This window comes from Sulfitobacter sp. CB2047, from assembly GCF_000735125.2.
Classification (GTDB): Bacteria; Pseudomonadota; Alphaproteobacteria; order Rhodobacterales; family Rhodobacteraceae; genus Sulfitobacter; species Sulfitobacter pontiacus.
The window spans coordinates 951,830-972,749 of the sequence record NZ_CP072613.1 but is presented as its reverse complement, the minus strand read 5'-3'; the positions used below and the strand labels follow the sequence as shown (position 1 = coordinate 972,749).

Annotated in this window: 21 protein-coding genes and 1 tRNA gene; 12 read left to right on the top strand and 10 right to left on the bottom strand. The window is 57.0% G+C overall.

The features are described 5' to 3' along the window. Positions 1-8: 8 nt before the first annotated feature. From IV89_RS04705 to IV89_RS04690, 4 genes are all read right to left on the bottom strand, one after another. Complete coding sequence (locus tag IV89_RS04705) at positions 9-1,046, bottom strand: TRAP transporter substrate-binding protein (RefSeq protein ID WP_005849726.1); 1,038 nt, start codon at positions 1,044-1,046, stop codon at positions 9-11. A gap of 67 nt (positions 1,047-1,113) precedes the next feature. After that, on the bottom strand, positions 1,114-2,439 hold the full coding sequence (locus tag IV89_RS04700; protein WP_005849728.1) for a TRAP transporter large permease subunit: 1,326 nt from the start codon (positions 2,437-2,439) through the stop codon (positions 1,114-1,116). Continuing rightward, positions 2,429-2,950, bottom strand: coding sequence for a TRAP transporter small permease subunit (locus tag IV89_RS04695; protein ID WP_005849730.1), 522 nt, complete (start codon positions 2,948-2,950; stop codon positions 2,429-2,431). Before IV89_RS04695 ends, IV89_RS04700 begins: the two co-directional genes overlap by 11 nt. Continuing rightward, the gene (locus IV89_RS04690; RefSeq protein ID WP_037944832.1) at positions 2,947-3,714 is read right to left on the bottom strand and encodes an N-formylglutamate amidohydrolase; all 768 of its coding nucleotides are present in this window, start codon (positions 3,712-3,714) and stop codon (positions 2,947-2,949) included. The genes IV89_RS04695 and IV89_RS04690 overlap by 4 nt, the downstream gene beginning before the upstream one ends. A gap of 114 nt (positions 3,715-3,828) precedes the next feature. On the opposite strand from IV89_RS04690, the gene IV89_RS04685 reads away from it, so the two are divergent. The 3 genes from IV89_RS04685 (at position 3,829) to IV89_RS04675 (ending at position 7,190) form a co-directional block, all read left to right on the top strand. Continuing rightward, positions 3,829-4,689 (top strand): MurR/RpiR family transcriptional regulator, encoded by an 861-nt coding sequence (locus tag IV89_RS04685; protein WP_009825273.1) that lies wholly within the window; start codon positions 3,829-3,831, stop codon positions 4,687-4,689. A gap of 128 nt (positions 4,690-4,817) precedes the next feature. Beyond that, positions 4,818-5,912: a carboxynorspermidine decarboxylase gene (locus IV89_RS04680; protein ID WP_037944834.1), complete on the top strand. Its 1,095-nt coding sequence runs from the start codon at positions 4,818-4,820 to the stop codon at positions 5,910-5,912. A gap of 30 nt (positions 5,913-5,942) precedes the next feature. After that, a complete protein-coding gene (locus IV89_RS04675) occupies positions 5,943-7,190 on the top strand; it encodes a saccharopine dehydrogenase family protein (RefSeq protein WP_037944836.1) in 1,248 nt (415 codons plus the stop codon). A 208-nt stretch (positions 7,191-7,398) separates the two neighbouring features. Here IV89_RS04675 and IV89_RS04670 read toward each other — a convergent pair. The 4 genes from IV89_RS04670 to IV89_RS04655 form a co-directional block, all read right to left on the bottom strand. Then, positions 7,399-7,475: transfer RNA gene (locus IV89_RS04670), tRNA-Arg, on the bottom strand. 77 nt (positions 7,476-7,552) lie between these two features. Further along, the gene (locus IV89_RS04665; protein ID WP_037944838.1) at positions 7,553-8,938 is read right to left on the bottom strand and encodes a HAMP domain-containing sensor histidine kinase; all 1,386 of its coding nucleotides are present in this window, start codon (positions 8,936-8,938) and stop codon (positions 7,553-7,555) included. 11 nt (positions 8,939-8,949) lie between these two features. Then, positions 8,950-10,368: an FAD-dependent oxidoreductase gene (locus IV89_RS04660; protein ID WP_037944840.1), complete on the bottom strand. Its 1,419-nt coding sequence runs from the start codon at positions 10,366-10,368 to the stop codon at positions 8,950-8,952. Next, a complete protein-coding gene (locus IV89_RS04655; protein WP_009825278.1) occupies positions 10,365-11,099 on the bottom strand; it encodes a TVP38/TMEM64 family protein in 735 nt (244 codons plus the stop codon). The genes IV89_RS04660 and IV89_RS04655 overlap by 4 nt, the downstream gene beginning before the upstream one ends. Positions 11,100-11,397: 298 nt before the next feature. On the opposite strand from IV89_RS04655, the gene rpmH reads away from it, so the two are divergent. From rpmH to IV89_RS04605, 9 genes are all read left to right on the top strand, one after another. Further along, on the top strand, positions 11,398-11,532 hold the full coding sequence (rpmH, locus tag IV89_RS04650; protein WP_005849748.1) for a 50S ribosomal protein L34: 135 nt from the start codon (positions 11,398-11,400) through the stop codon (positions 11,530-11,532). A gap of 46 nt (positions 11,533-11,578) precedes the next feature. Continuing rightward, entirely contained in the window at positions 11,579-11,989 is a 411-nt protein-coding gene (gene rnpA / locus IV89_RS04645; protein WP_037944845.1) for a ribonuclease P protein component, read from the top strand. Continuing rightward, positions 11,986-12,207 carry a membrane protein insertion efficiency factor YidD gene (yidD, locus tag IV89_RS04640; protein WP_037944847.1) on the top strand — a complete coding sequence of 74 codons (222 nt, stop codon included), beginning with the start codon at positions 11,986-11,988 and terminating at the stop codon, positions 12,205-12,207. Before rnpA ends, yidD begins: the two co-directional genes overlap by 4 nt. Positions 12,208-12,303: 96 nt before the next feature. Then, positions 12,304-13,131, top strand: coding sequence for a tRNA 2-thiocytidine(32) synthetase TtcA (gene ttcA, locus IV89_RS04635; protein ID WP_037944849.1), 828 nt, complete (start codon positions 12,304-12,306; stop codon positions 13,129-13,131). Positions 13,132-13,248: 117 nt separating this feature from the next. Beyond that, entirely contained in the window at positions 13,249-14,292 is a 1,044-nt protein-coding gene (locus IV89_RS04630) for an EAL domain-containing protein (protein ID WP_340269390.1), read from the top strand. A gap of 115 nt (positions 14,293-14,407) precedes the next feature. Further along, positions 14,408-16,222, top strand: a complete 1,815-nt coding sequence (gene yidC, locus IV89_RS04625; protein ID WP_037944852.1) for a membrane protein insertase YidC — start codon at positions 14,408-14,410, stop codon at positions 16,220-16,222. 448 nt (positions 16,223-16,670) lie between these two features. Further along, entirely contained in the window at positions 16,671-17,321 is a 651-nt protein-coding gene (yihA, locus tag IV89_RS04615) for a ribosome biogenesis GTP-binding protein YihA/YsxC (RefSeq protein ID WP_037944854.1), read from the top strand. A gap of 30 nt (positions 17,322-17,351) precedes the next feature. Next, positions 17,352-18,215 carry an acetylglutamate kinase gene (gene argB, locus IV89_RS04610; protein WP_174226614.1) on the top strand — a complete coding sequence of 288 codons (864 nt, stop codon included), beginning with the start codon at positions 17,352-17,354 and terminating at the stop codon, positions 18,213-18,215. A 94-nt stretch (positions 18,216-18,309) separates the two neighbouring features. Further along, complete coding sequence (locus tag IV89_RS04605; protein ID WP_037944855.1) at positions 18,310-18,807, top strand: histidine phosphatase family protein; 498 nt, start codon at positions 18,310-18,312, stop codon at positions 18,805-18,807. A 31-nt stretch (positions 18,808-18,838) separates the two neighbouring features. Here the strand turns inward: IV89_RS04605 and IV89_RS04600 are convergent, their stop codons facing one another. Further along, entirely contained in the window at positions 18,839-19,609 is a 771-nt protein-coding gene (locus IV89_RS04600; RefSeq protein ID WP_005849767.1) for an amino acid ABC transporter ATP-binding protein, read from the bottom strand. 15 nt (positions 19,610-19,624) lie between these two features. Then, positions 19,625-20,920, bottom strand: a complete 1,296-nt coding sequence (locus IV89_RS04595; RefSeq protein WP_037944856.1) for an amino acid ABC transporter permease — start codon at positions 20,918-20,920, stop codon at positions 19,625-19,627.

The following is a 20,920-nucleotide window of genomic DNA, read 5'->3' as shown; positions in this document are numbered from 1 at the left end:
AAGACGGATCAGCCGAAAGTATAGGGCGGGCCCGCTTTCGAGATGACGTTGTTATAGTCGCGGAAAATCTGCACGATCTTGGCGGCCGTTTCGCCTTCTTCCGCCATCTCGTCCCAGAATTTCACTGCCGCTTCCTCGACCACTTTCCATTCATCCTGCGGTACGGATGTCAGCTCCAGCTTCTCGCCCGATGCACGCAGACGCGCCTCGCCGCCCCAGTACCATTGGTTGCGGTAGGTGTGGCTTGCCTCGATCGCGGAGTTCACGATCTGCTTGAGGTGGTCCGGCAGCTCTGCCCATTTCTCTGCGTTGACGAAGAACGACCCGATCCACGCCCCCGAGATGTTGTTGGTGCAGAAGTAGTTGGTCACATCGGCCCAGCCGACGGTGTAGTCTTCGGTGATGCCCGACCACGCCATACCGTCCAGCTCGCCGGTCTGCACCGCGACTTCGGCGTCCTCGTAGGGGATGTTGACCGGCACGACGCCGAATTGCGACAGGAAGCGACCCGCCGTCGGGAAGGTATACAGCTTCAGCCCGTCCATGTCGGCCAGCGATTTGATCGGCTTGACGGTGTTGAAGTTACACGGGTCTTGCCCCGCCGCAGACAGCCAATGCACGCCAACCTTGGCGTATTCCTCGCGCCAGATGTCGGCCAGACCATATTGGTTGAACAGCACCGGCACGTCGAGCGCGTGTTTCGTCGCCAGCGGGAAATATCCGCCGAAGGACCGGACAGGCGTAGGCGACGCCATGGAGTCATCATCCGAGTGCACGCCGTCGATGGTGCCACGTTGAAGTGCTTGGAAAAGCTCGCCCGTGGGGACGATCTGGTCGGCATAGAAAAGCTCGATTTCCAGCTCACCTTGGGCAGCGGCGTTGATTGCGTCGATGGCCGGTTTCGTCACCTCTTCGCCTAGTGCAGACCCCGCATAGGTCTGGAAACGCCAGCGGATCGGCTCTTGGGCGTGCAGGATCGATGGTGCGGCAAGGGTTGCCGGACCGGCAACGGCGGCACCTTTCAGGAACTTACGTCTTGTTGTCATGTCTCATACTCCTTGTTGGGGTTGGGATGAAAAGGGCCAGTTGCTCTGACCGCTTGGTTGTTAATGCTTATTTTCCATAGACATAGTCCGGCAGCCAAAGCGCGATCTGCGGGAAGATCATGACCACCGCGAGCGCCAGCACCATGACCCCGACAAAGGGGATGATCGACCGGTAGATATCGCGGATCGTGATCTCTGGCGGGGCCATGGCGCGCATCAGGAACAGGTTATAACCAAAGGGCGGCGTCATATAGGCGATCTGGCAGGTGATCGTATAAAGCACACCATACCACACCAGATCGAACCCGAGCGCACCTACCAGCGGCACGTAAAGCGGGGCCACGATGACCAGCATCGCCGTGTCGTCCAGAAACGTCCCCATGACCAGAAACGACAGCTGCATGAGGATCAGGATCACCCAAGGGTTCAGGCCCCATTGTTCGGTAAACAGGTTTTCAATCGCCTTGACCGCCCCAAGCCCGTCGAACACCGCACCAAAGGCCAGCGCGGCGAGGATGATCCACATGAACATGCAAGTGATCGCAAGGGTCTGGCGCACCGACGTCTCGAACACCGCCCGCGTCATCCGCCCCTTGAGCACCGCAGCCAGAAAGGCCGCAATCGCACCAATGGCAGAGCTTTCGACAAGCGATGTCCAGCCGTTCACAAAGGGCACCATCATCACGGCAAAGATCACCACAGGCAGCAGGCCCGCGCGCAGCAAGCGCAGCTTTTCGGGCCAACCCACATCGCGTTCCTCGGCGGAAAGGGCGGGGCCCAGATCGGGGTTCAGGCGGCAGCGGATGGCGATATAGATGATGAACATCGTGGCCATCATCAGCCCCGGGATCGCGCCAGCCAGCCACAGCTGCCCCACTGGTTGCCGCGCAATCATCGCATAGAGCACCAGCACGACCGACGGCGGCACAAGGATGCCAAGGCTGGACCCCGCCTGAATGACCCCTGTCACCATCAGCTTGTCATAATTGCGTTTCAAAAGCTCGGGCAGCGCAATCGTGGCCCCAATCGCCATGCCCGCCACCGACAGGCCGTTCATGGCAGAGATCAGCACCATCAGCCCGATCGTCCCGATGGCCAGCCCGCCGCGCAAACCGCCCATCCACACGTGAAACATTTTATATAGATCGTCGGCAATTTTACTTTCCGACAGCACGTACCCCATGAAGATGAACATCGGCAGGGTCAGCAGCGGATACCAACGCATCAGCTTGATCGCGGCAGAGAACCCGATGTCATAGCCGCCGCGATCCCCCCAAAGAAACAGCGCCGCAATCACCGCGACAAAGCCGATGGCCCCGAACACGCGCTGTCCGGTCAGCAGCATCAGCATCATGGTCGAAAACATCAGGATGGCGATCAACTCATAGGGCATCGCGGGTCTCCTCTGCCGATTTGAGGAAAAGGATGTCCTTGAACAGTTCAGAGACAGCTTGAAGCAGCATCAGGGTGATGCCGATGCACATGGTCACTTTGACCGGCCACATATAGGGGCGCCACGCGGTCGGGCTGCGCTCCCCCCCGTATTTGAACGAATACATCGTGGATTCGATACCGCCCCATAGCAGGATCACCAGATATATCAGGAGGAAAAAGACGGTGATACAGTCCGTCCAAGCCTTCTTGCGCGGGGTCAATTCGGCATAGAACAGGTCCATCCGCACGTTCGCGCCCATCTGCAAAGCATAAGGCCCGCCAAGGATGTAGTAGCCCACCATCACGAACTGCGCCATTTCCAGCGTCCAGATCTGCGGCGAGGCGAATGTCTTGTTATAGGACGACCACAGCAGGATCCCCATGAGCACGAAAATCCCGTACATCATGATCCGGCCAAGGCCATAGTTAAAGCCGTCGACCACCCGGATATATCTGCGCATCGCGTTCATTCTGCGGCCTCGCTGTCGGGGATGGGAAAGGCTTGGGTCAGGCTTTCGGCCAGATGCCGCGCCATGGACTGCGCTTTTTCGGGTGTATCGATCAGATCATTGCGAATCTCGATCATCACGGCGGGCAGCGCCTGCGCGTCGCCATGTTTTTCAAGCGTATAGGTCACGCCATCCGTCGCGGCATAGGGTTCGTTCAACGCCGACGCATAGCGCCCCCGCGCCTGTTCAACCGCCAGCAAGGCCTGCGCGGCGGCGGGCTGCGCGTGGTAGAGAAAGCCGAGTTCAACCGCGCGGGTCGCCCCGTTATAGACAGGCGTAAAGCTGTGGATCGTGACCAGCACCGGTGCGGCTTTGGTGGGCTGCCAGCTTTCGCGAAGACGGGCGACCGCATCGTGAAATGGCGTATGCACCTGATCAAAACGCTGCTGCCGTCCGGCATCGTCCAAAGCGGCATTTCCGGGGATGTCATAAATCTCGCTGCGCGCCGGAATACAGTCCGGGGCCGCAAGCGGGCGGTTACAATCATAGACCAGACGGGAGATGTCACCGGCCACCAAAGGCGCGTCCAGAGCATCTGACAGCGCGTGCGCCACATCCAGCGCGCCGATGTCCCACGCGGCGTGCGAACAGCTTGCCGCAGGGGACAACCCCAACCCGTCCAGCGCATCGGGTATCCGGCGCGAGGCGTGTTCACACACCAACAGCCAGCCCCCCTGCCCCTGCGGGTTCACGATGTTTACGGCATTCCAGTCGGTATTGGTCACGGTGCCCCTATCGTCTTGTTGCCTCACAATCACTACAGAATTTTCTAGCCTGTCAAGATTTTTTCTGTAATCTTTGCTTCACACTGATCTGCGCTGTACCGAAAGGAACATGAGTTGCACAAAAAAGCACTGGTCCGCGATCTGCTGAAAGAAAAGCAGACCGAGCTAACGGCGGCAGAGCGTAAACTGTCGGCTGTTCTGCTGGACGACCAGTTGCTCACGGGGCTGCAATCCATCACACGGCTGGCCGAGCTGGCCGAAGTCTCATCGCCCACCATCATCCGGCTGGCGCGCAAGCTGGGGTTCGACGGTTTCTCGGATATGCAGGACGCCATCCGCGACGAAATCGGCGCACGGATGAAAAAGCCGCTGGCCAAGCTCGACACCCCCGGTGACAGCAGCGATCACGTGGTATCGCGCTTTATTCAGGCGGTATCGGGCAATGTAAACCGCACGCTTGAACGGCTTGATCTGGCTGAATTCGACGAGGTTGCGGCGCTGCTTTCCGATCCGTCGCACAGGCTCTATCTGCTGGGCGGGCGGATCACGCGGTCCAACGCGCATTACTTTTTCAACCACCTGCAGATCATCCGGCCGCAGGTCACCCTGCTCGATTCCTCCCCCAGTGCATGGCCGCAATCCTTGCTGGATATGGACGCGGGTTCAGTGTTGATCGTCTTTGACATCCGCCGCTACGAAAAAGAGCTGGAAAAGCTCGCCGATCTTGCGGTCAAGCAAGGCGCGACCATCGTGCTGTTCACCGATGCTTGGGGGTCGCCTATCGAAAAACACGCCCGCCACTGTTTCCGCGCCATGGTCGAGGTGCCGTCGAGCTGGGATTCAACGCTGGCGATTAACTTTCTGATCGAAGCGCTGGTCGCCGACGTGCAATCGCGCAGCTCCGACCAGAGTGCCGAAAGGATCGCGGCGCTGGAACAGATGATCGGCGAGTCACGCATTTTTCGCAGTAACTAAGCACCAGCCGCATCCCCGCACGCCGCCGCTGCGTCCTCCGTTCGTGGCACATCAGAGTTTGCGTTGAACGGCAACATCCCCTAATCGGAACGCGCACCGCGTCTGCGTCGTTTTGTAAAGGATCTGCCATGAAGACCCCGTATTATCTGATCGACAAATCTCGCCTTCAGGCAAACATGGAAAAGATCGCCTGGTTGCGCGAGGCATCCGGCGCGAAATCCTTGCTGGCGTTGAAATGCTTTGCCACATGGTCGGTCTTTGACTTCATGGCGCAGTATATGGATGGGTCCACTTCCTCCTCGCTCTATGAGGTCAAACTGGGGTACGAGAAATTCGGCGGCGAAACCCAAGCCTATTCAGTGGCCTACGACGATGACGAGATCGCCGAGGTGCTGGCCAATAGCGACAAGATCATCTTCAACTCCATCGGGCAGCTGGACCGTTTCGATGTGGCATCGGCAGGGCATACGCGCGGGCTGCGGGTGAACCCCGGTGTATCGACATCGGAATTCGATCTGGCCGACCCCGCCCGCCCCTTCAGCCGTTTGGGGGAACATGATCCGGCGCAGATCGCTGCCGTAGCCGATCGCATCACCGGGCTGATGTTCCACAACAACTGCGAGAATGACGATTTTGACCGTTTCGCTGACATGCTGACGTTGATCGAGGACCGCTTTGGCGACACGATCCACCGGATGGACTGGATCAGCCTTGGTGGTGGCATCCATTTTACCGGCGAAGACTACCCGCTGGACCGTCTGGCCGCGCGGTTGAAAACCCTGTCGGATACCTATGGCGTGCAGGTCTACCTCGAACCGGGCGAAGCCGCGATTACCGGTGCCGCCACGCTAGAGACGACCGTGCTCGACACGCTGCACAACGGCAAGAACCTTGCCATCGTCGACAGCTCCATCGAGGCGCATATGCTTGATTTGCTGATCTACCGCGAGCCCGCCAAAGTGGCCCCGAACACCGGCGACCACGACTGGATGATCTGCGGCAAATCCTGCCTTGCAGGCGACATCTTTGGCGAGTTCAAGTTCGACGCCCCGCTTAAACCCGGCGACCGCATTTCGTTTCAGGACGCTGCGGGCTATACTATGGTCAAGAAGAACTGGTTCAACGGCGTCAAGATGCCCGGCATCGCCATTCGTGAACTTGATGGAACGATCACATCGGTCCGGTCATTCGATTACGAGGATTTCAAATCCGCCCTCTCCTAACCCTTCTCTTACAAGAGGTGTACTGAATACATGAAACGTAACGTTCTTATCATCGGCGCCGGTGGCGTGGCTCAGGTCGTGGCGCATAAATGCGCGCAAAATAATGACGTGTTGGGCGATCTGCATATCGCCAGCCGCACCGTGTCAAAATGCGAAGCGATCATTGAAAGCGTGCATGCCAAAGGCGCGATGAAACAGGACGGCGTATTCAAGGCCCATGCGGTCGACGGGATGGACAGCGACGCGGTAGAGGCGCTGATCAACGACCTCGGCGTGCAAATTGTGATCAATGTCGGTTCGCCCTTCGTGAACATGACCGTGCTCGAAGCCTGCATCCGCACCGGTGTCGCCTATATCGACACGGCCATTCACGAAGATCCGACCAAAATCTGTGAAACACCACCGTGGTACGGCAACTACGAATGGAAACGCCGCGAGGATTGCGCCAAGGCCAACACCACCGCCATTCTGGGGGCAGGCTTCGATCCCGGTATGGTTAACGCCTTCGCCCGTTTCGCCGTGGACGAATTCATGGACGACGTGAAATCCATCGACATCGTCGACATCAACGCAGGCAATCACGGCAAGTATTTCTCGACCAACTTCGACCCCGAGATCAACTTCCGCGAATTCACCGGCACGGTCTACAGCTGGCAGGAAGGCGCGTGGCAAGAGAACAAGATGTTCGAGGTCGGCCGCGAATGGGATCTGCCCGTCGTTGGCAAGCAAAAGGCCTATATGTCCGGCCATGACGAGGTGCATTCGCTTGCCGCGAACTATCCGGAGGCCGACGTGCGCTTCTGGATGGGCTTTGGTGATCACTACATCAATGTCTTCACCGTGCTGCAGAACCTTGGCCTGCTGTCTGAACAGCCCGTTGTGACCGCCGAAGGGCTCGAGGTCGTGCCGCTGAAGGTGGTCAAAGCCGTGCTACCCGACCCATCGACCCTTGCCCCGAACTATACTGGCAAGACCTGCATTGGCGATCTGGTCAAAGGCACCAAGGACGGCAAGGATGTAGAGGTGTTTGTCTACAACGTCGCCGACCACAAGGACGCCTATAACGAGGTCGGCAGCCAGGGCATTTCCTATACCGCTGGCGTGCCCCCCGTGGCGATGGCGATGCTGATTGCCGATGGCACCTATGACACCGGCACGATGGTGAACGTCGAAGAGCTGGACCCAAAGCCGCTGTTCGCCCTGCTCGACACCATCGGTCTGCCGACCCGTGTCAAACTGGCGGATCAGGACACCGGCTGGGACGAGGCCATCGCCTAAGCCTGCCGCATGAGGCACCCACACCAACAACCCGCGCGCCCTTGCACCCGCGCGGGTTACCTCGCCCCCAGGGGCCATACCCCCATAAAACCAAACGATTAAACACAAACAGCCCAGCGCGCGATCATGCGTGCAGGGTGATCAATTATATTATGAACAAATGCGGACGGTTATGCCGCCAAGTTCAAAATCTAACGATGTTTGAAAGTGGCGGACCGAGGAGGATTCGAACCCCCGACCCCCTGATTCGTAGTCAGGTACTCTATCCAGCTGAGCTATCGGTCCGTTAAGGCGGGGTTTAGTTCTGGGCGCGGGGGTTTGCAACCCCTTCTTTTGCCTAACGTGAATTTTCTTCAAACAAATTAGAAAGACCCGTCGCCCTTGGGCAATGTCACAATGAAAACCGTGCCCGACGCGCTTGTCTCTGACAGTTTGAGCGTCCCACCGTGACCGCGCACCAGCTCTGCCGCGATGGCAAGGCCCAGACCGGAGCCCCCCTTGCGCGCACCGCCCTTGAACGCAGTAAACAGATGCTCCCGCGCCTTTGGGGGAAGGCCGGGGCCGTTGTCGCTGACGCGGATCACCCAGTCGCCGGCCTGTTCACTGGCAGCAACGATGATTTCGCCGGATTTACCCGTGGCGATGATCGCCTGTCGGGCGTTGCGCACAAGATTCGCCAAGACCCTGAACAAATGCTCCGGATCGGCGCGCACGTGCAAATCTTGCGGCACGTCGCAGGTGAACGTAAGGTCCGCCCCGTTGATCGCCAGCCGCTCGCTATCAACGACGTCATCGACGATGCGCAACAGTGGCGTGACCGTCAGCGTCGGACTTGGCTCTTCTGCGCGGCCAAAGGCCAGCGTGGATTCGCACAGGTGCACGGCGCGGGTGATTGAGCTGACCAGCTTGGGGGCCATGCGTTTGACCGTCGGATCCTCGGACATTTCGATCCGGTCGGTAAACAGTTGTGCCGATGTCAGTATGTTACGCAGATCGTGGCTGATCTTGCTCACCGCCTGCCCCAGCTGCGCCAGACGCTCTTTCTGGCGCAGGGCTTGGGTCAGTTCGGTTTCAAGCTTCATCAATGCTTCCTCGGCCTCGCGCACCTCTGTCACACCAGCAGAAGGCGAAATGATTCGTCGCGCATCCTCGGGGGCAAGAGCGTAGTTCTGCATATGCCCGACCACACCCTTGATCGGCTTAAGCAAAAACGCCCGCATGGTCAGAAACAGCAAAAACGCCGTGATCATCGAGATGGCGGCAGAAAGCACCAGAATGCGAATACCATAGTCGATCATGGCCGTCCGTAAGGAGCCCGCCTCCATCGTGATTTCGATCAGCAGGCCCGCATCCTGTACCGGGGCACCGATCACGCGGATCACCCCCGGCTCTGTTTCGGCGAGCTGATGGAACGCATCGCGAATCAACACCCATGCGGAGGCATCGCGCAGATCGTATGTCTCTTTGATCGTCTGCGACATCGGGGAGGACAGTGCCAATTGCCGTATGCGGTCCCGCCGCAGCACCACATTAAACACCTGCGCAGTGCGCAACAGCTCTGCCTCAAGCTCGGGGTCGATCATATCGCTTGCGAGCAGGGTCAGCGACGCAATCTGCGCCCTCTCTAGCCGGTTCATCATGTATTCTTCGCGAAACCGTGCGATAGAGGGCACAAAGATCAACACTTCTGCCAGCATCACAAAGATGGTGGTCAGAATAAGAAGCCTGCCAGAGAGGGATTTGAGCATAGGCGCGCGCTTTATGGGATGAACCGCTGCACCAGTCGAACGACAGTCTTGACCAAATCGCTTTCGAACAGACGCGGGCTGAAATACGCCCCCGCCGCACGTTTGTTGATTTCGCCGATGGTAGGGTAAGGTGCAACCATAGACGCAATCTGGCTCATTTTCATGTTATTTGCCAGCGCCAAAGCCCACAGGTTGATCAACTCTCCTGCTTGGTAACCGACGATGCTTGCGCCCACGGGGCACCCCTTGACCACCATGACCTTGATCAAACCTTTGGTTTTCCGCTCCGCGATGGCGCGATCATTGTGGTTATAGTGAAAGCGCACGACCTCCAGCTTGTCACCGTGTTTCTCTTTGGCTTGCGCCTCGGTCAGGCCGACTTGCGACAGTTCTGGGTCGGTGTAGGTGGCCCAAGGGATATGCGCCGTCTTCGCCTTGGCAGGCAGGGCGAACATCAGCGACCGGATCACGACGCCGCCGTGATAGCCCGCAACATGGGTAAATTGCATCCCGCCTGCGACGTCGCCAATGGCATAGACCTTGCGGTTGGTGGTGCGCAGGGAATCGTCAACCTTGATCCCGTTCTTGATCGGTTCGATCCCCGCCTTTTCCAGGTCCAGACGATCCGTATTTGCCTTGCGGCCGACGGCCACCAGAAGATGCGAGCCTTTGAACACGCGCCCGTCTTTTGCCTCCACCTCTATCGCCCCGACATCCCCGCGGATTTCAGCAGCTTGCGCGCCTTCTGCAATCTCGATGCCTTCGTCCTTGAGCGTTTGCAAAACGATGGCGGCAAGTTCGGGGTCGTCCTTTGAAAGCGCTTTATCTCCCTCGATCACGGTAACCTTGCACCCCATGCGTATATGGGCCTGCGCCATTTCCATCCCGATCGGCCCGCCACCGATGATCAGCAGATGCTCGGGCTTCTCGCGCAGATTGAACAACGTCTCGTTCGTCTCGTATGGCGTTTTATCCAGACCTGTAATCGGGGGCACCAGCGGCGATGATCCCGTCGCGATGACGATGCGCCGCGCCTTGATCACCGTATCTCCGGCCTGCACTTCGTCTTCGGAGATGAAGCGCCCGTACTCCCGGATCACGTTAACCCCGAAGCCTTCGAAGCGTTCCTGACTATCGACGGGCGCGATCTGCGCAATCACGTCCGCCACATGATCTTTTGCAGCGGCGTAATCCACCTCGCCCGCCGCATTGGCCACGCCATATTCCGCGCTGTGCCGCTGCCCATAGGCCGCTTTGCCCGTAGCAATCAGCGCCTTCGACGGCACGCAACCAAAGTTCAGGCAGTCGCCGCCCATCTTGTGCCCTTCAAGCAGCACAACATCCGCCCCCATTTGTGACGCCCCCGCCGCGACGGACAACCCGCCGGAGCCTGCGCCAATGATCAACAGGTCGGTTTTAATGCGGTTCATTTCAAAAGTTCCTTTTTGCCGGTGACAGCTTTCAACACGACGGGCAGCACCGACAAAGCGCAAAGCCCCAGAATAGGAAGCAGGATGTGAGGTTCGAATATAATGCCGAAGTCTGGCGTTTCACCCCGTGCAAAAACGGAACCCAGCCCAGCACCGATTGAGGTGAACACAAGCGACCCGGGAATGATCCCTAGAAAGGTAGAGATCACAAAGCGATAAAGAGGCACGCCCAGAAAGGCAGGAATAAGGTTCGCCACAAAGAAGGGCACCACGGGCACCAATCGTATGAAGAAAAGCATCGACCACTGGTTTTCGTCAATGCCCGCTTTGACCTTCCGCACAAGCCCCTCCGACGCGTCCATGCGCGCCTTCAATGTCTCTCCGAGACCCATACGCGCGGCAAGAAAGATCACGACCGCCCCCAGTGTCGCGCCGGTGACATTTGCCAGAACGCCGAACACTGTCCCGAATAGAAAACCGCCAGTGATTGTTGCCACACTCGCCCCTGGAAGGGAAAACCCCACAATCATGATATAAATGCCCAGAAAAACGAGGATCGTCAGCGCGTAGTGCTGGTCACGAAAAGCGATCAGCGCCTCGCGGTTGTCGCGCAGCGTCTCGAAGGTAAGGTAATCGCGCAGGGCGAAATAGCCGATCACCGCGACCGCCAAGATGGCCACAAAGGGCAAGTAGCGAAACCACGAAGGCTTTTCAGAGGCTTGTGCGGACATATTGTCGGGTCACTTTCAAAAGGGTATAAGTTGCTCCTTATTAGATGGGTCAAATATCGCCAGTCAGATAGGGTGCTCACGTGTGGTTGATGTGAAGGCGGCTTTTATGACGATGTCACGGCAATTCCCAAGAAAACTGTAACATTGCGCAGATAAGCTGGCTTAATTTGTTGCAAAGGCCGAAATAACGGCACCAAGGGTTTGACTTGCCCGTGCTGCAGCTTTAGGAGCAGGGCTTGAAATGACAGTGACGCGCCGAATCTGGTCGCGTGCTAAAGTATAAAGTGGAGTCGGAGCGATGAAACGCACCTATCAACCTTCAAACCTTGTGCGCAAACGGCGCCACGGTTTCCGCGCACGCATGGCAACCAAAGCGGGTCGCAAGATCATCAACGCGCGCCGTGCACAAGGCCGGAAGGAACTGAGCGCGTAATACGCGACCTCGGTTTCAAAAAGATATGACACCGTCGGAGGCACCTATGGATGGCAGCATCGCCACACCAGAGGAAACCCTTCCGGCGGTTTCTTTACGTGTGCAAACGCTCAAAAATCGCCCCGACTTTCAACGGGCGTCCCGCGCCCCTCGGGTCGCCATGCCCGGTTTCATCCTGCAGATGCGTAAACGCGCAGCGGGCGAAGCCGATGGCATACGGGTTGGGTTCACCTGCTCTAAAAAAGTGGGCAACGCCGTCGCGCGCAATCGGGCCAAACGACGTCTACGCGAAGTCGCACGCCTGACGCTCCCTCACGAGGGACGCGACGGTATGGATTATGTCCTCGTAGGTCGCAGCGATGCCACGGCTTCCCTCCCCTTTGACAAACTGCAGTCGGATTTCACCAAAGCCTTGGGGATCCTCCACGGCAAGCAACACTCTGGTTCAAAAAAGTGACCCCTTTGGCGCGCGTTTTGGCGCTGCCCGTGAAAGGGTATCGCCTCGTCTTCAGCCCCTGGGTTGGCCACAACTGCCGATACCACCCGACATGCAGCGCATATGCGCTGGAAGCACTTGCTAAACATGGCGGCATCAAGGGCGGCTGGCTCACCCTGCAGCGCATCGCTCGCTGCCACCCTTGGGGCGATAGCGGCATCGACAACGTACCGGACTAGCCCTTCCTCTTCACTCCTTTTCCCTACATCACCAATCGCCGCCATACACATGCACTGGCGCTTGATCGGCAAACCCAGTTGCACTAAGCCAAGCCCATGCTTGATCAACCCGAAGATATTCACCCGCTCTTCAACGGTGCCCCCCAAAGCACCGAGTTTCGCAAACTGCGCAAACGTCTTGTGCGACAAACGCGCGAGGCGATTGAGCAATACGGGATGATCGAACCCGGCGGCAAATGGCTGGTTTGCATGTCCGGGGGCAAAGATAGCTACACCCTGCTGGCCATCTTGCACGAGCTCCAATGGCGCGGTCTTCTGCCCGTCGAACTGGTCGCCTGCAACCTCGATCAAGGTCAGCCCAATTTCCCCGCCACGGTCTTGCCCGCGTTTCTTGAAAAGATGGGTGTCAAACACCGCATCGAATACCAAGATACCTATTCCATCGTCATGGATAAAATACCCGCGGGCCGCACATTCTGTGCGTTGTGCAGTAGGCTTCGTCGGGGGCACCTCTATCGCATCGCACGCGAAGAAGGATGTACCGCTGTTGTCCTAGGCCACCACCGTGATGATATTCTAGAGACGTTTTTCATGAACCTGTTTCATGGCGGGCGCTTGGCGACCATGCCGCCAAAACTCGTGAACGAAGAAGGCGATCTGTTCCTATACCGCCCCCTCGCCCATGTTGCGGAGGTCGATTGCGAAAAATTCTCTACTGCCATGAATTATCCAATCATTCCGTGTGATTTGTGCGGCTCGCAAGACGGTCTGCAACGCCAGCAGGTAAAATCGATTCTAGACGGCTGGGAGGCGAATAGCCCCGGACGCCGTCAGGTGATGTTCCGCGCGCTGATGAACGCACGCCCTTCGCATCTGTTGGATCCGAACCTGTTTGATTTTGCAGGACTCAGTCGAGACAAGTAAACCCTCGAAAAGCTGAGGGTTTAATTCAAATCCTTTAGATCAAAGGCAGAACATTAATCTTTTGGTCAGAGGCAAGGGCTATCGGTATGGCGGTAACACTGTCAGCCGAGGCTTCATTTGCAACACGATCTTAAACCCAATCTTTCGAGGCGCGGCACAACCCGCCGCCATCTACCCGCTGGTCTCTTGCTCTTGCTTGGGTTTGCGCTGTCCGTATTTTGGTTCGGCTGGCAGGGGTTGATTATCATCGGCTTTGTCGCCCCCCCTTTGCTGTATTTGGCTTCAGATAGCTGGCGTAATACACCATCAGAACCAACGCACCCGCGCCCCCTGGATAGGACGGCCACTGCCCGACCAAGCGGCGGCACCGATCCTACACCTCGGGAACCGAGGCAGCACGCTCGAACTCTATTTCAGCCTCAGATATCCACCCATTCCGGCATGATCACCGGATTTTCTGCAGTTCCGGCCTGCCACACCAGCATGAACACCGACATGACCGCGCCGGTCAGCACCTCGGAAATTGCAGAGGATGAAACCCTTTTCAGTCACTTCAGCAGTCTGACCCACGCGCTGCACAGGGCCAAAACCCTGCAACGAGCGCCTCACTTTCCTATTCTCATCACATGCAGCCTTTCTACCGAGCAAGTGGATGACGTGCAGCTGGCGGCAAAACTGGAATGGGAACTTGATCGTCTTGACGTCAAACCCGGTACTTTGCGACTAGCCCTACCGCAACACCTTTGCCAGCATACGCCTTCTCACCCACTGATTTCCACATGCCGTGACCTTCGCACACTAGGATGCAGTATCGCGCTTCACGGTTTTGGCAGCGGCCCACATTGCGTTGAGACCATTCAGAAATGCGGCGTTGACCTAGCTATTATCGACCCGTCTCTCACTAATGACGTTGATAACCACCCCAACCGTCGCCGCATCCTGTCAGCGGTAGTTGCGATGGCTCATGATTTAGGCGTCGAAACTCTGGCCTGTGATATACGAACCGCCGGAGAGCATAGCTTATTGTCTCAACTGGGCTGCGACCATGTTCAAGGCGACGGCATCGCGCCGCCCATGCAGATACACGAAGCGACCACTTGGATGCATACACATAGCCAAAAACTGACACGTCTGCCCGGTGTGGTAGGTGGCATTCGTTGATGTTTGGCTTCGGCAGATCAGTGTGCACCAAAGGGGAAAAGGCGAATCTACTTGACCTTTGGTGCCTTACTCTGTTGAACCCACGCTGATATTACAGGCATCAGGTGACGGTCACATGGACGATCAAAACAAGAATCTCATTTTCGCGACGGTTCTAAGTTTCATAGTCATCCTAGGATGGTTCGTGTTGTTTCCGCCTCCGGAAACCGAAACCGTCACTGACCCGGCTGCCACACAGCAAGTGACGGACGCGACCTCGACAGAAGCTGTTGTCCCTTCAAGTGCCGGCGCAGCCGACAATGTTACCGACGCGTCGGACGAAGCAACGGCAGCTCTCGAAGAAGCGCCGCGTATCCCCGTTGAAACGGCGCGCATTTCCGGCTCAATCTCGCTGCTAGGGGGGCGGGTCGATGACCTTCATTTGAAGGATTACAACACAACTATCGAAGACGATGCTCCCATCGTAAGCTTGCTATCACCTGCAGGCACACCCGACGCCTACTATGCGCTTTACGGCTGGGCTCCAGGTGCGGGGATTGCCCCTGAACAGGTTCCAGGACCAAACACCCTTTGGACACTTAGCCAAGGTGAAACGCTGTCAGTCGAAACCCCTGTCACGCTCACTTGGGATAACGAAGCCGGTCAGCTTTTCTCACGCACCATCTCAATCGACGAAAACTATATGTTCAAGATCGAACAGAAGGTTGAGAACACTTCCGAAAACTCGGTTTCACTTGCACCTTACGGGCTAATTGCACGCCACGGTATTCCAAGCGACGCGCAGAATTTCTTCATTCTTCACGAGGGTCTTGTCGCCATGAACAATGGTGAACTGCTTGAGACCGCTTGGGATGACATTCCCGAGCTGGATGTCGTGAACGGCGTGTCATCCAAACGTATTGACGGTGTAACCAACGGCTGGATCGGCTTCACCGGGCACTATTTCATGACCAACCTGATCCCGGATCCGGCACAGCCAACGCGCTTATCAGTCAAGTACCTGCCACGCACTGAGATTTTTCAAACCGAATCCGTGATGCCGACGCAAACTGTCGCAAGCGGGCAGACAGCAACGGTCACCACACAGTTGTTCGCCGGTGCCAAAGAATGGGAAATTTTGCGCGACTATGAGGCGCAAGGCGTGTACAAATTCATCGACTCCATCGATTGGGGCTGGTTCTTTTTCCTGACCAAACCGATCTTTTGGGTACTTCACCATCTAAACCTGCTGATCGGCAACATGGGTGTCGCGATCATCGGCCTGACGTTGCTGATCAAAGCTCTGCTCTTCCCACTTGCGTATAAATCCTACGTTTCGATGGCGAAGATGAAAGAGCTTCAGCCACAGATGGAGAAGCTGAAAAAGGATGCAGGCGACGACCGTCAAAAGCTTCAACAGGGCATGATGGAGCTATATAAACGCGAGAAAGTGAACCCAGCCGCCGGCTGTCTGCCGATTTTGATGCAGATCCCGATTTTCTTTTCCCTCTACAAAGTGATCTTCGTCACGTTGGAGCTGCGCCACGCACCCTTCTTTGGCCCGTTTCAGGATTTGAGCGCCCCAGACCCGACATCTATCTTCAACTTCTATGGACTGCTGCCATGGGCTGCGCCCGAAGCAGGGACCGTTCTTGCATTGGTCTTTATCGGGATCCTACCGCTGCTGCTGGGTATTTCGATGTTCCTGCAGCAGAAACTGAACCCGGCCCCTACGGACCCCACGCAGCAGATGATCTTTGCATGGATGCCATGGGTCTTTATGTTCATGCTTGGCGGTTTCGCATCTGGCCTCGTCGTCTACTGGATCGCAAACAACACGATTACCTTTACGCAGCAGTACCTGATCATGCGCAGCCAGGGCTATAAGCCTGATATCCTAGGGAATATTAAAGGCAGCATGAAATTCGGACGGAAGGGTGATCCGAAATAATGACAACGGTGACCCAGCTCTATCGCCACCCGCTCAAAAGCCACGGTCGCGAAGAGCTGGATCATACAGCGCCCTCCACGGGGCAGTCGATGCCGTGGAACCAGACCTGGGCGGTGGCGCATGGCGCGGCGCGTCTAGATGGGAACGAATGGTCGCATTGTGCAAATTTGAGCACCGGGTCAAAAGCACCATTTGGTTTGATACCGCAACACCATGGAGCGAGCTTGATTGGGTCGGGAACGACGTGTCACGTGGCGAAACTGTCCTACGTGTACGGGACCCCACCAAGCGGTGCCAAGCGACCACCGCGAATCGACACAACGGCGAGCGCGACATCGACATATTGCGCGTATTGAGCACTTGGGGTCACCAAGATTTCCGCGTATACGCTAAGGTCATTCACACAGGCTCCGTCGCACTTAGCGACCAGGTAAAGGTACTTTAACTCATGCAAGTCCAATTTAGCATCGCCGAAGAGCCTGATGCCTATGCAGCCGAAAAAGGCCGCATGCTATTTGCAGGCGAAACGCTGTTTGTGAAAGGCGTTGTCGCGATGGACGGCCTGCCACCCGCCGACCGGATGGAGGTGTGTTTCGCAGGGCGATCAAACGTTGGTAAATCGACTTTGATCAATGCCTTGACGGGCACAAAAGCGCTGGCAAGGGCGTCCAACACGCCGGGGCGCACGCAAGAGATCAACTATTTTACCGCGGCCGACGATCACTACCTCGTCGATTTGCCCGGGTATGGCTATGCAAACGCTCCTCTACCCGTCGTCGAAAAATGGCAACGGTTGCTGAAACAGTACCTTTCAGGTCGGCAAACGCTCCGCCGGGCGTTTGTGCTGATCGACGCGCGGCATGGCGTTAAGAAGGTCGATGACGAAATCATGTCCTTGCTGGATAGCTCAGCCGTGACTTTTCAATGTGTCCTCACGAAAGCCGACAAGGTTAAAGAAGCTGAGCGTCAGAAGGTTCTGGATCAGGTCCGCGGTGCGCTTGCCAAGCACCCAGCCGCCTACCCCGAAATCGTGGTTACGTCTTCTGAAAAGGGCTGGGGCATCCCTACGCTCCGTGCCATTATCGCGACGTTGGAGTGACGAGCACTTCGGCGTTTACCGAGGCAGAGAATGAGAAAACAAGACATGAATCGCGACTGGATCGCCACCGCACGCACCCTGAGCCAAGCGCTCCCCTACTTGCAGCGTTACGCTGACGCGACCGTTGTTATCAAGCTAGGCGGTCACGCCATGGGCAGCGACGATGCGATGGAAGAGTTCGCGCGCGACGTAGCACTTATGCGCCAGGTCGGCGTGAACCCCGTCATCATTCACGGCGGCGGCCCGATGATCAATGACATGCTCGGCCGGCTGAACATCAAGTCCGAATTCGTAAACGGCAAACGGGTGACCGACGCTGCCACGATGGAAATCGTTGAGATGGTTCTGTCGGGCCTTGTGAACGCCCGCATTGTGCAAGCGATCACGGCACAGGGTGGGCGTTGCGTCGGTGTGTCTGGCAAGGACAGCGGCCTTATTATCTGTGACCAAGAGGACCCAGAGCTGGGGTTGGTTGGCGCACCGACCGAAGTAAACCCCCGTTTGCTACGCGATCTAGCCGACAAAGGGATTATCCCGGTGATTGCGCCCCTTGGCATGGGCCGCAACGGCGAAACATTTAACATCAACGGCGATACTGCGGCGGGCGCGATTGCAGCTGCGCTGAAGGCAGACCGCTTGCTGCTGCTCACCGACGTTGCAGGCGTGAAGAATGCCGAAGGCGACGTACTGACGGAGCTAACAGCGAGCCAGATACGCGAGATGGTGGCAGACGGAACGATTGCCGGTGGTATGATACCCAAAACGCAAACTGCGCTTGATGCGATCGACGGTGGCGTGCGCGCAGCGGTGATTTTGGACGGGAGAGCCCCTAACGCCTGCTTGTTGGAGCTTTTCACCGAACATGGTGCAGGCAGCATTATCCGCGGCCAGTAACAACCACTTTATAAATTACTGCATATTGCACCCTCCCCTGTTTCCGGCTGTCTGAGCTTCTCGTTTATGCGGCCGATACATTAAGGAAACGTTGATGAGACGCCTTATTCTGATGCGCCATGCAAAAGCAGGTTGGCCGGCGGGGATCGCAACGGACTTTGACCGGCCTTTGGATGACAAAGGTCGGCAAGACGCACATGCAATCGGGCAATGGCTCGACGCCGAAGACTACAGACCTGATCTTGTGCTATGCTCTGCATCTCGGCGAACGTCGGAAACGCTCGAATTTTTGGAAATTCCCTCCGCTGTTAAACGAATCTTCACAGACCGTCTTTATCTAGCAGATACAGAACGGCTGATGGCGGCCATACAGGGCGCTGAAGGGTCCACAGTTTTAGTTCTTGCGCATAACCCCGGCGTGGCAGAGATGGCGCACCTCCTGCCCCGTGTGGGTGCCACAGCTCATCTTGCAGCCGGAACCCCACCGGGTGCGACAATGGTGATGTCATTCGAAGTGGACGACTGGAGGGGCGTGCACTGGCACAGCGGCGACGTACAGGCGTACATGACGCCACGGATACTTGCCCAATAGAAAAGGGCGGGGAAATCCCCGCCCTTGAAACTTAGTGGCCCAAAATTTGGCTGAGGAAGAGCTTGGTCCTCGGGCTTTGGGGGTTGTTGAAGAACTCCTCAGGTTCGTTCTGTTCGACGATCTGGCCTTCATCCATAAAGATGACGCGGTTTGCCACCTGACGGGCAAAGCCCATCTCGTGCGTCACGCAGAGCATCGTCATGCCTTCCTCAGCCAGTTCGACCATCGTGTCCAGGACCTCTTTGATCATCTCCGGGTCCAAGGCAGACGTTGGTTCGTCAAACAACATGATACGCGGACGCATACACAGGCTGCGCGCGATCGCCACGCGTTGCTGCTGACCACCAGAAAGCTGACCTGGGTACTTGTCCGCCTGATCCGGGATCTTAACCTTCTCAAGGAAATGCATCGCGATTTCTTCGGCTTCCTTCTTAGGTGTTTTTCGCACCCAGATCGGAGCAAGCGTGCAGTTTTCGAGGATCGTCAAGTGCGGGAAAAGGTTGAAGTGCTGGAAACACATCCCGACTTCGGAGCGGATCTTGTCGATGTTTTTAACGTCCGAAGACAGCACCGTACCGTCGACTTCGATCCGGCCTTTCTGGTGCTCTTCCAAGGCATTGATACAGCGGATCAGAGTTGACTTCCCCGAGCCCGACGGTCCGGCAATAACGATACGTTCACCACGGTAAACGGTCAGATCAATATCCCGCAGCACGTGAAACGTGCCGTACCACTTGTTCATGTTCTCGATGCTGATCGCGACCTCGTTCGAGACTTTCAGCGCTTGTGCTTGTTCAGCCATAATTACAGCCTTTCCTTAATGGTGGTCGGTCTGGAGTTGACGTTCCAGCCATTGTGAATATTGCGAGATGCCGTAGCAGACGACGAAGAAGAGCAAGGCGGCAAAGCCCCAAAGTTCCCAGTAAACGCCGTTCCAGTCAGTCGACGCTAGGATCGGCCCGCGGATCATCCCAACCAGGTCGAACATCGAAATAATCGACACCAGCGTAGTATCCTTGAACAGCCCGACGGCCACGTTAACGATTCCTGGGATCGAGATTTTCAAGGCTTGGGGCAAAATAATCAGGCGCATGGCCTGCGCATAATCTAGGCCCAAGCTGTCTGCAGCCTCGTATTGACCACGTGGCAAGGCTGCCAACCCGCCCCGGATCACCTCGGCGATATAGGCCGACGCGAACATGGTGATCATGATAATAACACGTAGGATCAGGTCGAAGTTTGTGCCCGGTGGCAGGAAGTAAGCCAGGACCACGTTGGCAACAAAAAGCAACGTAATCAGAGGCACCCCTCGGATAAACTCAATAAAAACAACGCAGATCAGTTTGATGATCGGCAAGCTCGATTGACGACCCAGCGCAAGCAGAATGCCCATCGGCAGGGACAAAGACACACAGATCACGCCCAAGATCATGTTGAGCATAAAGCCCCCCATGTTCCGCGAGGCGACCGGTTCCAGCGCGAGCACGCCCGATAGGCTTGGCGTAATGAAGCCGCAGATAAACCACGTCACGATGCCTGCGATGAGACCCGCAAAAAGTCCGCCTGCAAAGCTTGTCTTAACGATTCTGCTGTAGACCACATAGCCAACCACAACGGCCAGCAACGCCGACAATGGCACCAAAAGGGAACCGCCCCAGATCAACCAGAAGGCGATGAAAGGGTAGATGACGGTAAAAAGGATGAGCCCACGTGGCAGATTGCTAAACAGCACCGGTGACACGGCGACGAACAAGAGCACGAATGCAAATGTCGGGCGCCAATAGCCGTCCTGTGGATAGGCGATACCAAACAACAGCTGGTTCCAGCGTTCTGTCAGCACCGAGAAACAGCCAGCTTGGACGCCGTCCAATACTTCGCGACACTCGCGAATGTTGGATGTCGTCCAAACCCCGCCCAGCAACCAAGGAAGGAAGCCGGAAAGGATCAGGTAGATAACGTAAAGCGCTGCGAGCGTGAGAATGGTGTAAGGGATCGACGAAAACAGGCTTTCGCGGACCCATTTTACGGGCCCTTGCGCGGTTGGCGGGGGCGCGTGCTGTGGCAACATGGTGTCCCGCACATAAGGGACGGAGGCGGCGTGTGTATCTGACAT

Excerpts from the sequence above, each read along its gene's own strand:
- IV89_RS04705 (WP_005849726.1), bottom strand. The coding sequence starts at position 1,046 with ATGACAACAAGACGTAAGTTCCTGAAAGGTGCCGCCGTTGCCGGTCCG.
- IV89_RS04700 (WP_005849728.1), bottom strand. The coding sequence starts at position 2,439 with ATGCCCTATGAGTTGATCGCCATCCTGATGTTTTCGACCATGATGCTG.
- IV89_RS04695 (WP_005849730.1), bottom strand. The coding sequence starts at position 2,950 with ATGAACGCGATGCGCAGATATATCCGGGTGGTCGACGGCTTTAACTAT.
- IV89_RS04680 (WP_037944834.1), top strand. The coding sequence starts at position 4,818 with ATGAAGACCCCGTATTATCTGATCGACAAATCTCGCCTTCAGGCAAAC.
- IV89_RS04675 (WP_037944836.1), top strand. The coding sequence starts at position 5,943 with ATGAAACGTAACGTTCTTATCATCGGCGCCGGTGGCGTGGCTCAGGTC.
- IV89_RS04665 (WP_037944838.1), bottom strand. The coding sequence starts at position 8,938 with ATGCTCAAATCCCTCTCTGGCAGGCTTCTTATTCTGACCACCATCTTT.
- IV89_RS04660 (WP_037944840.1), bottom strand. The coding sequence starts at position 10,368 with ATGAACCGCATTAAAACCGACCTGTTGATCATTGGCGCAGGCTCCGGC.
- IV89_RS04655 (WP_009825278.1), bottom strand. The coding sequence starts at position 11,099 with ATGTCCGCACAAGCCTCTGAAAAGCCTTCGTGGTTTCGCTACTTGCCC.
- rpmH (WP_005849748.1), top strand. The coding sequence starts at position 11,398 with ATGAAACGCACCTATCAACCTTCAAACCTTGTGCGCAAACGGCGCCAC.
- rnpA (WP_037944845.1), top strand. The coding sequence starts at position 11,579 with ATGGATGGCAGCATCGCCACACCAGAGGAAACCCTTCCGGCGGTTTCT.
- ttcA (WP_037944849.1), top strand. The coding sequence starts at position 12,304 with ATGCTTGATCAACCCGAAGATATTCACCCGCTCTTCAACGGTGCCCCC.
- yidC (WP_037944852.1), top strand. The coding sequence starts at position 14,408 with ATGGACGATCAAAACAAGAATCTCATTTTCGCGACGGTTCTAAGTTTC.
- yihA (WP_037944854.1), top strand. The coding sequence starts at position 16,671 with ATGCAAGTCCAATTTAGCATCGCCGAAGAGCCTGATGCCTATGCAGCC.
- argB (WP_174226614.1), top strand. The coding sequence starts at position 17,352 with ATGAGAAAACAAGACATGAATCGCGACTGGATCGCCACCGCACGCACC.
- IV89_RS04605 (WP_037944855.1), top strand. The coding sequence starts at position 18,310 with ATGAGACGCCTTATTCTGATGCGCCATGCAAAAGCAGGTTGGCCGGCG.
- IV89_RS04600 (WP_005849767.1), bottom strand. The coding sequence starts at position 19,609 with ATGGCTGAACAAGCACAAGCGCTGAAAGTCTCGAACGAGGTCGCGATC.
- IV89_RS04595 (WP_037944856.1), bottom strand. The coding sequence starts at position 20,920 with ATGTCAGATACACACGCCGCCTCCGTCCCTTATGTGCGGGACACCATG.